Source organism: Candidatus Nitrosopumilus sediminis (assembly GCF_000299395.1).
Lineage (GTDB): Archaea > Thermoproteota > Nitrososphaeria > Nitrososphaerales > Nitrosopumilaceae > Nitrosopumilus > Nitrosopumilus sediminis.
Map to the genome: position 1 here is coordinate 370,603 of NC_018656.1, position 14,218 is coordinate 384,820.

Genomic DNA, 14,218 nt, shown 5'->3' on the forward strand with positions numbered 1-14,218 from the left:
AAGCTTTTTTTATCATGAACATTGTTGAGAAGATTCTTGCACGTGGTGCTGGAAAATCTTCTGTTTCCCCAGATGATGTGGTTTTTGCTAATGTAGACAAGGTAATGATGCATGATGTGTCTGGACCAGGCGTGATCAAGGTATTTGACAAACTAAAGAAACAAGGATTTTCAGTAGACAAACTATGGGATCCTACCAAAGTTTGGGTAGCTGAAGATCACTTTGTCCCTTCTGCAGAAAAAGTATCTGCTGAAAATATTGTAAAATTATCAAACTTTACAAAAAACTATGGAATTGAAAAACACTTCAAATATGGAATGGGCCAATATGGAATTTGTCATACTATATCTCATGAAGAAGCCATGGTCTTGCCCGGTGAAATTTATGTTGGCGGTGATTCCCATACAAACACAACAGGTGCTTTGGGTGCTTTTGCTTGTGGTCTAGGACATACTGATATTGCTTATGTCTTACTGAATGGAAAAATTTGGTTCAAGGTTCCAGAAACTTACTACTTTAAGCTAAATGGGAAATTACCTGAACATGTCATGGCCAAAGATTTTATTCTAAAAATTATTGGTGATATAGGAAATGATGGAGGTGCATATAGAACTATGCAGTTTGGAGGTAGTGGAATTGATGAAATGTCTGTAGAAAGCAGATTGACATTATGTAACATGACTACAGAAGCTGGAGCAAAGAATGGTATTGTAGAGCCAGATCAAAAAGTATCTGACTATCTTTCTCAAAGAGGAGCTACCAACATGAATTTGATTAAAGGTGATGCGGATTCTGAATATGCTAAAGTGTTTGAATATGAGGCCTCTGAGATGGAACCGACTGTTGCAAAACCATTTTCTCCTGAAAACATCTGTGTTGTAAGAGAAGCACCTTCTGTAGAATTGGACAAATCATACATTGGTTCTTGTACTGGTGCAAAATACGAAGATTTGGTAGCTGCAGCAAGCATACTCAAAGGAAGAAAGGTAAAGATTAGAACAGAAATTTTACCTGCAGCAATTTCTATTTATCAACGAGCTATGGAAAATGGATTACTAAAGATTTTCTTAGATGCTGGAGTAACAGTTGGACCTCCGACATGTGGCGCATGTTGTGGAGCACACATGGGCGTCTTGGCAAAAGATGAAATCTGTATCAGTACAACAAATAGAAATTTCCCTGGTCGAATGGGACATGTAGAGTCTCAGACGTATCTTTCATCACCCCTAGTTGCAGCAGCTTCTGCAGTGACTGGAAAAATAACTGATCCGAGGGATTTACCATGAAAGGCAACGTAATAAAATACGCTCAAGATAATATTGACACAGATGTCATTATTCCAGGCCAATATCTCAAAGTACATGATTATGCAGAACTTGCAACTCATGCAATGGAGGGATTAGATCCTGATTTTCATTCTAAAGTAAAAGAGGGCGATTTTATTTTATCTGGGAAAAATTTTGGCTGTGGCTCATCACGTGAACATGCTCCTATTGCGTTGTCTCATTCTGGAATAAAGGCAGTACTTGCATTATCTTTTGCAAGAATTTTTTACCGAAACGCAGTTGATGGTGCGTTTTTGTTACCTATTGAAATTGAACAGGATGCATATGATGGAATTTCAGATGGTGATGAAATCACAATTGACGTATCTGTAAATGAAATTAAAAATATAACAAAAAATCAAACATACAAAATGAAACCTTTTTCAGAAATTATCGGAAAGATAATTGCTGCAGGTGGGCTCTTCAAGTACAAGCCAGACCAGGATTAAAATGGGAAAAACTCTTTTTGAAAAAATTTGGGAATCACACATTGTTGTTGAAAAAGAAAATAATCCATCCCTGATTTACATTGACCGACATCTTGTTCATGAAGTAACTTCTCCACAAGCCTTTGATGGGTTGCGCATGAATAATAGAAAAGTCAGACGACCTGATCTTACTATTGCTACGATGGATCATAATGTTCCGACAACAGACCGCTCACTCCCAATTTTAGATCAAACATCATCTATACAAATCAAAACCTTGGAAAAAAACTGTAAAGATTTTGGAATTAAACTATTTGATATTAACAGTCCTAATCAAGGAATAGTTCATGTGATAGGTCCTCAATTGGGAATCACTTTACCTGGTACTACTATTGTATGTGGTGACAGCCACACATCAACACATGGAGCATTTGGAGCTCTTGCATTGGGTATTGGTACTAGTGATGTTGAGCATGTACTTGCATCTCAAACAATGTGGCTAGAAAAACCAAAACCTTTTGAAATCCGAGTTGAAGGAAAAAGAAAAAACCCTCATGCCGTGACTGCCAAAGATATAGTTCTCTCAATTATCAAAAATATAGGAACAGGAGGTGGTACAGGCACAGTAATTGAATATCGTGGTGAAGGAATTAGTGATCTTTCGATGGAGCAAAGAATGACTATTTGCAATATGTCCATTGAAGCAGGTGCTCGTGCAGGTTTGATAGCTCCTGATGAAAAAACTTTTGATTATTTGAGGGGTAGAGAATACACTCCAAAAAACTATGAATCCCTAGTTGATTCTTGGAGAGACAATCTCAAGACAGACAGTGATGCGACATTTGAAAAACAATTTACTTTACACATTGATGATATTGCACCTCAAGTAAGCTGGGGAACAAATCCTGGCATGACATCTGATGTGACTGAATCTATTCCATCACCTGATGAATTCTCCAAGGGTGATCCAAATCAAAAGAAGGGAGCTGAAAAAGCACTTGATTACATGGATTTAGAACCTGGCACTCCAATCGAAGATATCAAAATCGATAGAGTGTTTATTGGTTCATGCACTAACGCAAGATTAGAAGATCTTATTGAGGCATCAAAAGTAATCAAGGGACAGAAAATCTCGCCTTCTGTAAAAGCTATGGTTGTACCTGGTTCTCAAATGGTGAAAAAACAAGCTGAAGAAATGGGATTGGATAAAATTTTCATTGATGCTAATTTTGAATGGCGTGAAGCTGGATGTAGTATGTGTCTTGGAATGAACCCTGATATCTTATCTCCAGGTGAGCGTTGTGCAAGTACATCTAATAGAAACTTTGAAGGAAGACAAGGAACTGGTGGCAGAACTCATTTGGTTAGTCCTGTAATGGCTGCAGCAGCTGCAATCAAAGGACATTTTGTAGATGTTAGGAAAATGGATTTGAATTAACATGGAATCCTTCAAACAAGTTTCTAGCATTGTTACTCCTCTTGATAAGGTCAATGTAGATACTGACCAAATTGTTCCAAAACAATTCTTGAAACTAGTTCAAAAATCAGGATTTGGGAAATTCTTGTTTTTTAACTGGCGATATGATGAGAACGAGAATAAGAAATCTGATTTTATCCTAAATGATCCAAAATATGAAAATTCCAAAATTCTAGTGACTGGAGACAATTTCGGTTGTGGTTCTAGTCGTGAACATGCAGTTTGGGCCCTGCTTGACTATGGTTTTTCTGTAATTATAGCACCTTCATTTGCAGATATTTTCCTCAGTAATTGTTTCAAAAATGGTATACTGCCAATTTCACTTGATCAAAAAATTGTAGAAAAACTACTCCGGGAAAATGAAGTGGTAACTGTGGATTTAGAAAACCAACTCATCAAAACCTCATCTGATGAGATATCTTTTGATATTGATTCTTACAAGAAAAAAATTCTCCTAGAAGGACTAGATGATATCGCACAAACTTTTCAATATGAGGACAAAATTGTAGAATTTGAAAAAAATTCTACAGTTCCATCTGTTTTATAATCTTCTTCACTGTTTTTTCATTTCTTTCTAACACCATCGGTGATTCTGCATCAATCCATTCAATCTCACCTATGTCAAAGGCACTGATTTTTCCCTCTTTTGATAACTGTTGCAAAACATCATATGACAAATTGATCTCTTTTTGCTTTTGTTTTGCTTTAATTCTTTTAATGATATCTTTTCCAAGCATGTAGATTCCTAAGCATTCTGATAATTGCAATTTCATCATCGGTTTTTCTTTGAATTCTTTTATGATTCCATCTTCTACTCTTGCAAATCCAGTTTCTTCTTTTCTTTTCGTTCTAGTTGCAATGCATGCTGAGCTGTTTTTTTCTTTGAAAACATCTCTCATTTTTTTCAGATTAATTGCACACAAATTATCTACAAACCATAACACAAACTCTGATTCATCTTTGAGTTTGTTTGCAATGTGTAACAAATCCCCCCCTGTCCCGCTTTGTGAGTCTTGAACAAATGTTATGCCTTTTTGTTTTTGATAATAATTTTTGATTTGTCCTCCCAACCCATTAAAATCTGAAATGACGATGACCTCACTTACAAAACTAAATGATTTTAGATATTTTATGATATAATCAATCATTGGCTTGCCGTTGATTGGGGTCATCGCTTTTGGAAAATATTCAGTATATGGTTTGCCTCTGGTTCCCTTGCCGCCTGCAAGAATTACAGCCTTCACAGCCTAACGGTATGATTTTTGCTTTCTTCTTCTTGCACCAGGTCCGCCAAATTTCTTTGGCTCTTTTCTTCTGGCATCCCCACTGACTAGGTATTTATCAAAATCAGTAATTCGTTTTCTGAGGTCTTCTCTAGTTGATTTTGGGAAAGGATGATCTTTTGGTTCTTTTTTAGATTTTGTCCATCCAGTTAGGGCTCTTGAAATTCCAGTTGCTATTGCACTGGCTTGACCCATAAAACCTCCGCCTCTAACTCTTACAGAAATATCAATTTTGTCTCTCAAATCACCTGTAATCTCTAATGGTGCTAAAATTACTTCGCGTGCTGTTTCCTGTGGAATCATTTCTACTGGAACGTTGTTAATTCTAACTTTGCCTTTTCCTTTTGTAATGTAAACATGAGCGCTAGCTGTTTTCCTTGTTGCAAAATAGATTTCAGTTTTTGGTGTTGTCATTCAGTCCACCCTATTACTCTACATAATTCCCCTAGTGCTGTATAGTTTGATGGGGTTTTTCTGATCATTGCTTTATCAAATTGAATTTTCTCAAGAGATTTAATTTCTTTAGGTGAACCAATGTAGGTTCTTAATCTTTGATGAGCTTCTTTTCCAGATGGCTTTCTATCAAATGGTAACATTTGACGAATCATTTTTGCCATTAGTGTGTCTGGTCTTCTATAGTGGACAGGTCCGTGTTTGTAATTGATGATACTGTTAATTTCTAAAAATTCTCTGTATTCTTTAATCTGATTACTTCTTGTTCCACTCATCATGATTTTCTCACAATTTACAACTGATACTCTATTTCCTTTCATTAGTAATTTTGCAACATTTGATGCTAGTCTGCCAGCAATGTGGTTTGTTGCATCTACTACAATTGGTCTGTCAGTTCTTACTACTGTTTCTTGCTTAGTCATTCCAGTAGGTTTGTTAATTCTTCCATTAGCCAAGTAGAACTACTCCTTTACCAGTTGGGTTTTGTTCAATCAAATCTGAATGTGTAATTATCTTTCCACCTTTTTCAATGATTTTGGCTGCTGCAGAATTTGAAATTGAAAATGAGAATAATGTAATTTTGTGAGAAATACTTCCTGTTCCAAGTACTTTACCTGGAAATACTACAACGTCGTTTTCCTTTGTTAGTTGGCCGATTCTATTCAAATTAAGATCTCTTCTTGCAATAGATGGTTTTAATGCATATTCTGCCAATTTAGCCCATATTGGTGCATCATTCTTAGCAGATGCCTTCTTTAGATCTTTGGCCATATGTATAACGACTTGATTAGTCATGTGAATAATGCGGTTTGAAACCCAAATATAATGTCTATGCTTAGATTATTCTTCAACTTGGTCAATCATCTCTTTAAATTGACCTATTCTATTGCTGACCTCGTCTACTCCTGAAATGATAATTTGTTCAGGTTTGAGTGCTCCTGTTGATTCCACTGTTAGTACTTTGACATCTTCTTTTTCGGTATCTGTAAGTGTTGATATTGTTGCAGAATTCCATTTGGCATGTTCTGTTCCACGTCCTAATCTTGCATAGCATTCTATTTTGATTCTTTGGCCTGGTGCTAGTTGGACTATGGGAATCTTATCTGAAGTTGGTTTAATCGAATCATCTTCTGATGACAATTCGTTTGATAGTACCGTTCTTGTGACATCTGAATCTCCTGAATCTAAAACTAACATTACTCTACAGTTAGAACAGCCTGTTTCACTTTGGCATTCACATTTTGATGGTTCATTAAATCTACTCAAATCTGTTGTTAATGGAATAAGTCCTAATCTGTGAGCCAAACCTTCATCTGGCAATACTGAGGAATTTTCAATAATGTCTACTGTGTCAATTGCAAATACTGGAACTCCATTAAGGCATACTCGTCTAAGTGCATTTGCGTATTGTAATGGGATGCCACTAAGTTTTACTGCAATCTTTTGATTATCTTTACTAATTACCTCTAAGGATGACAATAACGAAAATCTTCAAAATCCACATAAAAATCTAGCTGGGTTTAGGCATCATAGAAATGACATCGTGTAGTTTTATTTTGCTCCTTACCTCTAGATATGCTTAAGTTCACATTATGTGTGTTTGATTTATGGATTTTGACAAGTTGTTTTCTGATGTTCTAAATCTTGATCCTAGTATTCGTTATGCTGCAATTCAAAATAATGCTGGCAAAATAATTACTGGAGGTTTTCGAGAAAATGTTGTCCCAATTCTAAATGATGAAGATATCCAAATGATGCATTATTATGCATCTCAGAGATGGCAAACCCGAAAGAACATTGAACACAAAATCGGTCCTGCAAAATATGCACTAGCTGAATATGATAAAATCAAAAGAATTTCATTTCCAATTGATGAAAAACACTTGCTAATGGTTACCACTGAGATTAACTCAGATCATACAAATATCATTGCCCGAGTTCTTGAATTAATTAATAATTCAAAATCATAATTAAAATTCCCAAAATACCTTTTGATGTCTATACATTAGTACAGATAAATAGCAAATCCTCATAATAATTTTAGAAATGGCCGATTACACACTAGTGCGATATTCATTTGAAGGGGAAAAATTTGAGATTATGGTAAAGCCTGATCCTGCACTTGATTATCGTTTGGGTAAGAAAAAGGATATTTCATCAATCTTAGTATCTGATGAAATTTACACCGATGCAAGTAAAGGAACAAGACCTACAGCTGAAAAATTACAACATGCTTTCAAAACTGAAGACCCTGCAGAAATTGCAGAGATCATTCTAAAGAAAGGTGATCTAAATTTAACAACTGATCAAAGGCGAAAAATGATTGAAGAGAAGAAAAAACAGATTATCACATTTATTGCAAAAACATACGTGGATCCTAAAACCCATCTTCCACATCCGCCACTTAGAATTGAGCAGGCTATGAAAGATGGTAGAGTTTCAATCGATCCTCACAAAGCAGTAGATGAGCAAGTAAAGGACATTGTTGAAAAATTGCGTTCTATCATTGCTTTGAAATCTGAGACTCTGAAATTAGAAATTACAATTCCTGCACAGTTTGCATCTCAATCATATGCTGTTCTAAAATCTGTGGGATCACTAAACAGAGAAGAATGGCAAAATAATGGTTCACTAAAAGCAATACTTGAAATACCCGCTGCAGCAAGGCCAAATGTGATAGATAGATTAGGTTCTATAACAAAGGGCTCTGCCACAGTTGAGGTAGTTCAATAATGGATAATAAGAGAAAATACGTTATTCCAGGCGATGTGGTGACTACCGGACCATTTAGACCTGAACAAAATGTAATCTTAGAAGGGGATAAAATAATCTCTACAACTATTGGCATTTCCGAAATTTATGATGATTCTGTTAAAGTTATCCCATTAACTGGAAAATACATTCCAAAAATTAATGATCTTGTGATTGGAAAAGTAATTTCTCATTCTTCATTATCTTGGGAATTGGATATCAATTCATGTTATGTTGGATTCTTGCCTGCTCAGGATGTATTTGGACGAGACTTTTCAGCTCATGCAGATGAACTGACCTCCAAACTAAAATCTGGCGATTTGGTAGCTGCAAGAATAGCTAATTTTGATAGAACAAGAGATCCACTAGTAACGATTTCTGATAGGGATTTGGGTAAAATTGATTCTGGCGACTTGGTGAAAATCTCTCCTAGTAAAGTTCCAAGACTTATTGGAAAGAGAGGTAGCATGATTCAGATGATCGAAATGGCAACTAATGCTGCTGTGACCATCGGTCAGAATGGATGGGTAGTAGTTTCATGTGAGACGCCCGAGGGATTATTAAAGGCTAAAAAGGCAATTGAAATGATTAATGAAAAAGCACATGTTGCTAATTTGACTGATCAAGTGAAAGAAATGTTAGAAATAAAGGATGATGAATCATAATGGGCGGAAGAGACGCAACAATGGTCCTATTGGACGAGAATGGTATTCGTTGTGATGGTCGTAAAGTAGATGAACCACGACGAATTATGATTAAAGCTGGCGGACTAAAAAATGCTGATGGTTCTGCTTACATTGAATTTGGTGATAACAAAATCTTAGTTGGTGTCTTTGGACCAAGAGATGTACATCCAAAACACATGTCAAATACTGATACTGGAATTTTACGAGTTAGATATCACATGGAACCCTTCTCTGTTGGTGAGCGAAAAAATCCCGCCCCATCCAGAAGAGAAATTGAAATATCTAAAGTAATCAAAGAAGCACTTGAACCTGCAGTTATGTTAGAAAAATTCCCAAGAACTGCAGTTGATGTGTTTATTGAAGTATTACAAGCTGATGGTGGAACTAGATGTGCTGCACTTACAGCAGCATCTGTCGCATTAGCAGATGCAGGTATTCCAATGAGAGATATGGTTGCAGCAATTGCAGCCGGTAAAGTCGCAGATACGGTAATCCTTGATGTTAACAATGAAGAAGACCAAGCAGGCCAAGCAGATATGCCAATTGGTTACATGCCAAGTCTTAAGAAAATTACATTATTACAATTAGATGGCGTTCTTACTCCTGAGGAATACAAGAAATGTGTTGATGTTGGAGTTAAAGGCTGTGAACTTGTTTACGAATTACAAAAGAAAGCACTACATGACAAATACTTTGGAAAGGGAGACGAATAAAATTGACATCTACTTCTGTTATTGATGAATTAAAGAGAACCCAAATTCTTGAGCTACTAGAACAAGGAAAAAGAGTTGATGGGCGTGCACTTGATGAAGCACGTGAAATTAAAATTGAGACTAATGCAATTCCTAAAGCAAACGGCTCAGCAAGAGTTTTCCTTGGTGATACCGAAGTAATATGTGGAGTCAAAATTCAACCTGATAGACCTTTCCCAGATACTGGTGACAAAGGACTTTTCATTTGTACTGCTGAACTTTTACCGTTATCACATCCTACCGTTGAAACTGGCCCTCCACAACCACCTGTAATTGAATTAGCAAGAGTTGTTGACAGGGGAATCAGAGAAAGTCATATGGTAGATGTTTCTCAATTAGTAATTGAAAAAGACAAATCTGTAATTGGTGTATTTGCAGATAATGTTGTAGTTGATTATGATGGAAATCTATTTGATGCATGCTCTTATGCCGCTACCGCTGCTCTACTTACAACTAAAACTCCTAAATGGAATTGGACTGATGATTCTCCAGTATTAGCTGAAGGTGAAGATAGACCTTTACCAATTACTACAATCCCTGTGTCTGTGACTATGGGTAAAATTGGAAACTATATTGTCGTTGATCCAAATGGTGATGAATGGGAAAGCATGGATGCACGTGTTACAATTACCACTGATTCTGATGGAAATATTTGCGCTTTACAAAAAGGTGGAAGTGATGGCTTTACTCAGGATGAAATTAACCAATGCGGTGAAATCTCTGTTAGAATAGGCGCAAAAATAAGAGAAAAATTAAAAGCAGCTCAAAAGGACAGTCAATAAAATGGCAAAAGCAAAAAAATCTCTTAAAGGACTTGGTGCTCGTTACGGAATTAAGCTTAGGAAACAATATACAAAAATTCACTTACAACTAAAGGAAAAAAGAACTTGTCCTGAATGTGGTTCGCAAACATTTGGACGTGATGCTGTAGGAATTTGGTCTTGCAAAAAGTGCAGCTATAAAGTAGCTGGAACCGCATATGACATCAAACTTTAGTGCAAAAATTATCATAGATGCAAAAGACAAATCAAAAGCAATTTTTGATTCTGTAAACACTGATAACGAATTTTATCCTGAAAATCCTGTAAAAACCAAGATCACATTTGACAAAAAAATTACCATTTCCGTAGAAACTGATCAACTAGCTCACCTTAGAGCAAATTTGAATTCTACTCTTAGGTTGATTCAGGCCAGCTATGACTCAATTGAATCGGTAAAGATATAATGAAACAAACTTTTTGATCAAACATGTCATCAGGACAAATGCCTCCTTGGCTTCAAGAACAACTAATGAAATTACAACAATCTCAACAAAGCTTGCAATCAATTATGACCCAAAAACAACATCTGGAAATTGAAAAAGCAGAAACTGAAAAAGCTCTTGAAGAATTAAAAAAAGTCGCTGATGGTGATGCTGTCTTCAAACAAGCTGGTACTGTTTTGATTAAATCTAAAAAACAAGAATTAATTGATGAATTGGAAGAACGAATTGAGATGACAAAAACACGTTCTACTGTTCTTGAAAAACAAGAAACTCGTCTAAAAGAAACTCTCAAAGAACAAGAAACAAAAATTACTGAAATGATGAAAGGGGGTTCTGCAAACGCACCACCAAAATCTCCACCTGCTGAAGATAATCCAAGAAAATAATCTATTTTCCTGATTTCATATAAGATATTAACAATCTATGCCAATACTATTTGTGAAATTAGAAGATCTGAGAATTATTGTAGATGAAAGAGAACGAAAAAGTGGGATTCCTGATCTTTTAAAATCAGTTGGATTAAACCTTGAGATGAAAACACTACCAATTGGAGATTACATTGTTGCACCTGAAACTATTGTAGAAAGAAAAAGCATACGTGATCTTATGGCTTCTGTTTTTGATGGAAGACTCTTTGATCAATGTGCAAGGCTAAAAGAACATTTTGAACATCCAGTTGTACTCATGGAAGGTAATGTTGATGAAATTGACGAAATTACTGAAAACCCTCTGATTTTTTATGGTGCAATCTCTACTGTAGTTTTAGATTTTAAAATCCCTGTAATTCCTACCCCTAGTGCTGCTCATACTGCCAAGCTTTTGGTTTCAATGTGTTCAAGAAAAGACGCTCCTAAAGGACCATATCTAAAAAAGATCAAAAAATCATCTGACCTTGAGCGACAACAACTTTCATCTCTTTGTAGTTTTCCTGGAGTTGGAGAAAAGTTTGCTGTAAGAATGCTTGAAAAGTTTGGAACTCCTCTCAAAGTTTTTACTGCAACTACTGCTGAACTTGCAAAAATTGAAGGACTGGGTGAATTAAGGGCCAAGAAAATCAAAAAAGTTCTAGACACTAAAAGTAAGCATCTAAAAAAATCTGATCAAAAAACATTACATGATTCTTAATTTTTTCACATTCGAGTAATCATCATAATCATGGCAAAACCTCGCTTTCTTTTTATTTTCATACTAATCTGTCTCTTGAATCCCAAAAAGGTGCCTGAATACCTGTATGAATTTTAGTTTGAAACTTTTAGTCTTTGAGTAACTTTCTCTTTAACAGAGTCCCACAAGCAGGACACTCTGTTCCGCTCGAATGATTGGTTCTGCATCCAGGACAATAGTGAACCCACTTGCCCACATCTTTGATTCCTTTAGTCATGATTGGAAGAATTTTCAAACCCAGATTTTTGGCAACATTTGAAATTGCAAAATCGTCGCTGATTATATGACCATTCGTTTCGATACATAATGCAATTATTGAGATATCTTGTTTTGATAGTTGTGGAAAATCTCCTGTTTCTTTGGATGCATGAATTGCTTTTTTTGTTGATTCTGAATCTGGCTCTCTGATTTTTAATCTGTTTGTTTCAAGTAAAGTTCCTAACGCATCATGATTTTTTTTTATGTGTTTAATTTCATCATATACTAATGATGTTGTAAAACAATCATCTGATGATCTAAATGGTACTCCTGCATAAAATGCACTAGCGTCTAAAATTCTAAAATCCAAGCTTGCTCATCTGTCTCAGCCCTCTTTTCTTTAATCTTAAAAAGACTGCTGGTTTTTTGTATTTTTTAATGGTGATTGTTTCCTCATATCCTGCTGCTTTTACAACTTGTGCATCCATTGCAATGTTGCAATCATGTGAACAGGTAATTTCAATTTTTTCATCTGGAACAATCAATGATGCTAATCTATACACTGGTGCAACTGGTGTAATGATTAAGACGTCCAAACTTTCATGTAAAATTGGACCACCTAATGAAAACGAATGTCCTGTAGAGCCACTTGGTGTTGCAATAATCACTCCATCCATTTTTTGCATTACAGTATCATCTTGAAATTTTATCGTAATCTCTGCAGTTTTAGTCAAATTTGTTCTTGTAATGTATATTTCATTTAATGCTGGTGGGAATTCTTTTCCTCCACAAGACGCAACAACTCTGGTTCTTTTGTCCAAAAAGAAATTATCTTTTATAATTTGCTCAATTGCATCATCGATTTCTTCAATTGTAATTTCTGCTAAAATTCCTCTGTTTCCACCCACATTAATTGTCAAAATTGGTGTTTCATTTTCTAAATTCCTGAAAACTCGAAGCGTGGTACCATCTCCTCCAAGAGTGATCACCAAATCTAGTTTTTCTTTTTTTAATTCCTCCAAAGTCTCAAATTGTATTGCACCTTCAACTTCTATTGGAGAAATTGTAAATACCTTGGATTTTTTCGCTAAAAACTTTTTTGTGACCTCTTTGGCAGCTTTCTCTGATTCTTTAGATCCTACCTTGCTGACTACGGCCACTTTTTGTAATTTCAACCAGTTCTTCTGAATCTTATTTACTTAAAAATGATATTTTTACCACTTCTTGGAAAAACAAATAAGTATGAAAACAGATTCGTACAAATTATGAGTTACGCACATCCTGAAGTTTTGGTTGACACAGAATGGGTATCACAAAATCCTCCTAATGAAAATAGGAAATTAGTTGAAGTTGATTATGATCCTGTAAATGGTTATCAAAAAGGTCACATTAAAGGCTCCACTTTAATCTGGTGGAAACGAGACATTAATGATCCTGTTACAAGAGATATCATTGGCAAAAAAGAATTTGAAGCATTAATGTCAAAAAATGGAATTACTGCAGATACTGAAGTAATTCTTTATGGTGATTTTAATAATTGGTTTGCAGCTTTTGTTTTTTGGGTTTTCAAAATCTATGGTCATGAAAATTTGAAAATTATGAATGGTGGCAGAAAAAAATGGGAATTAGAAAATAAAGATTATACTACTGATGAACCTCAAATATCTCCAACAAAATATGTTGCACAGCCTCCTGATGAGGGATTACGTGCATATCTATTTGATGTTAGCAGAGCATTAGGAAAAGAAGATACTGTTATGGTAGATGTAAGATCTCCTGCAGAATTCACTGGTCAAATAACTGCACCGCCAGAATATCCGATGGAACATGCACAAAGAGGCGGACACATTCCAAATGCAAATAATATTCCATGGGCGACTGCCGTAAATGATGCTGATGGGACATTCAAAGCAGTTGAAGAATTAAGACAAAATTATGAACCAAAAGGTGTTACTCCTGACAAAGACGTAATTTGTTATTGTAGAATTGGAGAGCGCTCTTCACACAGCTGGTTTGTGTTGAAATATCTATTGGGTTACCCCAAAGTTCGAAACTATGATGGTTCCTGGACTGAATGGGGTAACATGATAGGAAACCCTGTGGAAAAATAAATTGCTTTTAGACCTTCCCGTTCTAAAGAAAGGCACTTTTTATTTTATCAAAGATGGTGAGTCTGACATTATCATGGAAGACAAAACAAAGCGAGGTCTTGAAATTAAAGAAACATCAATTGATGAAAAAATCAACGTAAAAGCTGATAAAGGCATGATCCATGATATGGATGGAATTGGACATTGGGTACCTATCAGATGGTATTTTCCAAAAGACTCCTATGATCTCTCACAAGTAGAGGTATATGCAGAATCTATGGAAAAAAAATACACTGAACTACGAGAACTCACATGTCCTGATGATGACGACTGATAACCTTTTTAAA

General features: G+C 35.6%; 22 protein-coding genes. 15 read left to right on the forward strand and 7 right to left on the reverse strand.

The genetic code is table 11. From position 1 onward, the window contains the following. Positions 1-14 precede the first annotated feature (14 nt). From NSED_RS02235 to leuD, 4 genes are read left to right on the forward strand one after another with little or no spacing between them, the layout of a single operon-like run. Complete coding sequence (locus tag NSED_RS02235; protein WP_014964619.1) at positions 15-1,286, forward strand: 3-isopropylmalate dehydratase large subunit; 1,272 nt, start codon at positions 15-17, stop codon at positions 1,284-1,286. Further along, entirely contained in the window at positions 1,283-1,774 is a 492-nt protein-coding gene (locus NSED_RS02240; protein WP_014964620.1) for a LeuD/DmdB family oxidoreductase small subunit, read from the forward strand. Before NSED_RS02235 ends, NSED_RS02240 begins: the two co-directional genes overlap by 4 nt. A gap of 1 nt (position 1,775) precedes the next feature. Next, positions 1,776-3,191: a 3-isopropylmalate dehydratase large subunit gene (gene leuC / locus NSED_RS02245; RefSeq protein WP_014964621.1), complete on the forward strand. Its 1,416-nt coding sequence runs from the start codon at positions 1,776-1,778 to the stop codon at positions 3,189-3,191. A gap of 1 nt (position 3,192) precedes the next feature. Next, positions 3,193-3,777: a 3-isopropylmalate dehydratase small subunit gene (gene leuD, locus NSED_RS02250; RefSeq protein ID WP_014964622.1), complete on the forward strand. Its 585-nt coding sequence runs from the start codon at positions 3,193-3,195 to the stop codon at positions 3,775-3,777. Here the strand turns inward: leuD and NSED_RS02255 are convergent. The 5 genes from NSED_RS02255 to NSED_RS02275 are packed head-to-tail and all read right to left on the reverse strand — an operon-like array spanning position 3,755 to position 6,445. Further along, positions 3,755-4,474, reverse strand: a complete 720-nt coding sequence (locus NSED_RS02255; RefSeq protein ID WP_014964623.1) for a nucleotidyltransferase family protein — start codon at positions 4,472-4,474, stop codon at positions 3,755-3,757. The genes leuD and NSED_RS02255 overlap by 23 nt on opposite strands. Positions 4,475-4,477: 3 nt before the next feature. Then, positions 4,478-4,927 carry a 30S ribosomal protein S9 gene (gene rpsI / locus NSED_RS02260; protein WP_014964624.1) on the reverse strand — a complete coding sequence of 150 codons (450 nt, stop codon included), beginning with the start codon at positions 4,925-4,927 and terminating at the stop codon, positions 4,478-4,480. Then, a complete protein-coding gene (gene rplM, locus NSED_RS02265) occupies positions 4,924-5,388 on the reverse strand; it encodes a 50S ribosomal protein L13 (protein ID WP_026090027.1) in 465 nt (154 codons plus the stop codon). Before rplM ends, rpsI begins: the two co-directional genes overlap by 4 nt. 25 nt (positions 5,389-5,413) lie before the next feature. After that, positions 5,414-5,761, reverse strand: coding sequence for a 50S ribosomal protein L18e (locus NSED_RS02270; RefSeq protein WP_076797501.1), 348 nt, complete (start codon positions 5,759-5,761; stop codon positions 5,414-5,416). 45 nt (positions 5,762-5,806) lie between these two features. Continuing rightward, entirely contained in the window at positions 5,807-6,445 is a 639-nt protein-coding gene (locus NSED_RS02275; protein WP_014964627.1) for a DNA-directed RNA polymerase subunit D, read from the reverse strand. A gap of 128 nt (positions 6,446-6,573) precedes the next feature. Between NSED_RS02275 and NSED_RS02280 the strand changes: the two genes are divergently transcribed. From NSED_RS02280 to NSED_RS02320, 9 genes are all read left to right on the forward strand, one after another. After that, on the forward strand, positions 6,574-6,936 hold the full coding sequence (locus NSED_RS02280) for a DUF6659 family protein (protein ID WP_014964628.1): 363 nt from the start codon (positions 6,574-6,576) through the stop codon (positions 6,934-6,936). Positions 6,937-7,012: 76 nt separating this feature from the next. After that, on the forward strand, positions 7,013-7,699 hold the full coding sequence (locus tag NSED_RS02285; protein ID WP_014964629.1) for a ribosome assembly factor SBDS: 687 nt from the start codon (positions 7,013-7,015) through the stop codon (positions 7,697-7,699). After that, positions 7,699-8,382 carry an exosome complex RNA-binding protein Rrp4 gene (gene rrp4, locus NSED_RS02290; protein ID WP_014964630.1) on the forward strand — a complete coding sequence of 228 codons (684 nt, stop codon included), beginning with the start codon at positions 7,699-7,701 and terminating at the stop codon, positions 8,380-8,382. Before NSED_RS02285 ends, rrp4 begins: the two co-directional genes overlap by 1 nt. Next, positions 8,382-9,116, forward strand: coding sequence for an exosome complex exonuclease Rrp41 (rrp41, locus tag NSED_RS02295; RefSeq protein ID WP_014964631.1), 735 nt, complete (start codon positions 8,382-8,384; stop codon positions 9,114-9,116). The genes rrp4 and rrp41 overlap by 1 nt, the downstream gene beginning before the upstream one ends. Positions 9,117-9,118: 2 nt before the next feature. Beyond that, complete coding sequence (gene rrp42, locus NSED_RS02300) at positions 9,119-9,937, forward strand: exosome complex protein Rrp42 (RefSeq protein ID WP_014964632.1); 819 nt, start codon at positions 9,119-9,121, stop codon at positions 9,935-9,937. Between the two features lies 1 nt (position 9,938). After that, entirely contained in the window at positions 9,939-10,151 is a 213-nt protein-coding gene (locus NSED_RS02305) for an eL43 family ribosomal protein (protein ID WP_014964633.1), read from the forward strand. Next, complete coding sequence (locus NSED_RS02310) at positions 10,135-10,380, forward strand: KEOPS complex subunit Pcc1 (RefSeq protein ID WP_014964634.1); 246 nt, start codon at positions 10,135-10,137, stop codon at positions 10,378-10,380. Before NSED_RS02305 ends, NSED_RS02310 begins: the two co-directional genes overlap by 17 nt. Positions 10,381-10,403: 23 nt before the next feature. Next, entirely contained in the window at positions 10,404-10,805 is a 402-nt protein-coding gene (locus tag NSED_RS02315; RefSeq protein WP_014964635.1) for a prefoldin subunit beta, read from the forward strand. 37 nt (positions 10,806-10,842) lie between these two features. Further along, positions 10,843-11,544: an ERCC4 domain-containing protein gene (locus NSED_RS02320; RefSeq protein WP_014964636.1), complete on the forward strand. Its 702-nt coding sequence runs from the start codon at positions 10,843-10,845 to the stop codon at positions 11,542-11,544. Between the two features lie 127 nt (positions 11,545-11,671). Here NSED_RS02320 and NSED_RS02325 read toward each other — a convergent pair whose 3' ends face one another. Both NSED_RS02325 and NSED_RS02330 read right to left on the reverse strand, forming a co-directional pair. After that, entirely contained in the window at positions 11,672-12,151 is a 480-nt protein-coding gene (locus tag NSED_RS02325; protein ID WP_014964637.1) for an NOB1 family endonuclease, read from the reverse strand. Continuing rightward, positions 12,141-12,956 (reverse strand): NAD(+)/NADH kinase, encoded by an 816-nt coding sequence (locus tag NSED_RS02330; RefSeq protein WP_014964638.1) that lies wholly within the window; start codon positions 12,954-12,956, stop codon positions 12,141-12,143. The genes NSED_RS02325 and NSED_RS02330 overlap by 11 nt, the downstream gene beginning before the upstream one ends. A 90-nt stretch (positions 12,957-13,046) precedes the next feature. On the opposite strand from NSED_RS02330, the gene NSED_RS02335 reads away from it, so the two are divergent. Together NSED_RS02335 and NSED_RS02340 are read left to right on the forward strand one after the other, a co-directional pair. Beyond that, a complete protein-coding gene (locus tag NSED_RS02335; protein WP_016940073.1) occupies positions 13,047-13,892 on the forward strand; it encodes a sulfurtransferase in 846 nt (281 codons plus the stop codon). 1 nt (position 13,893) lies between these two features. Continuing rightward, entirely contained in the window at positions 13,894-14,205 is a 312-nt protein-coding gene (locus NSED_RS02340; RefSeq protein ID WP_014964640.1) for a hypothetical protein, read from the forward strand. The last annotated feature ends 13 nt before the right edge of the window (positions 14,206-14,218 follow it).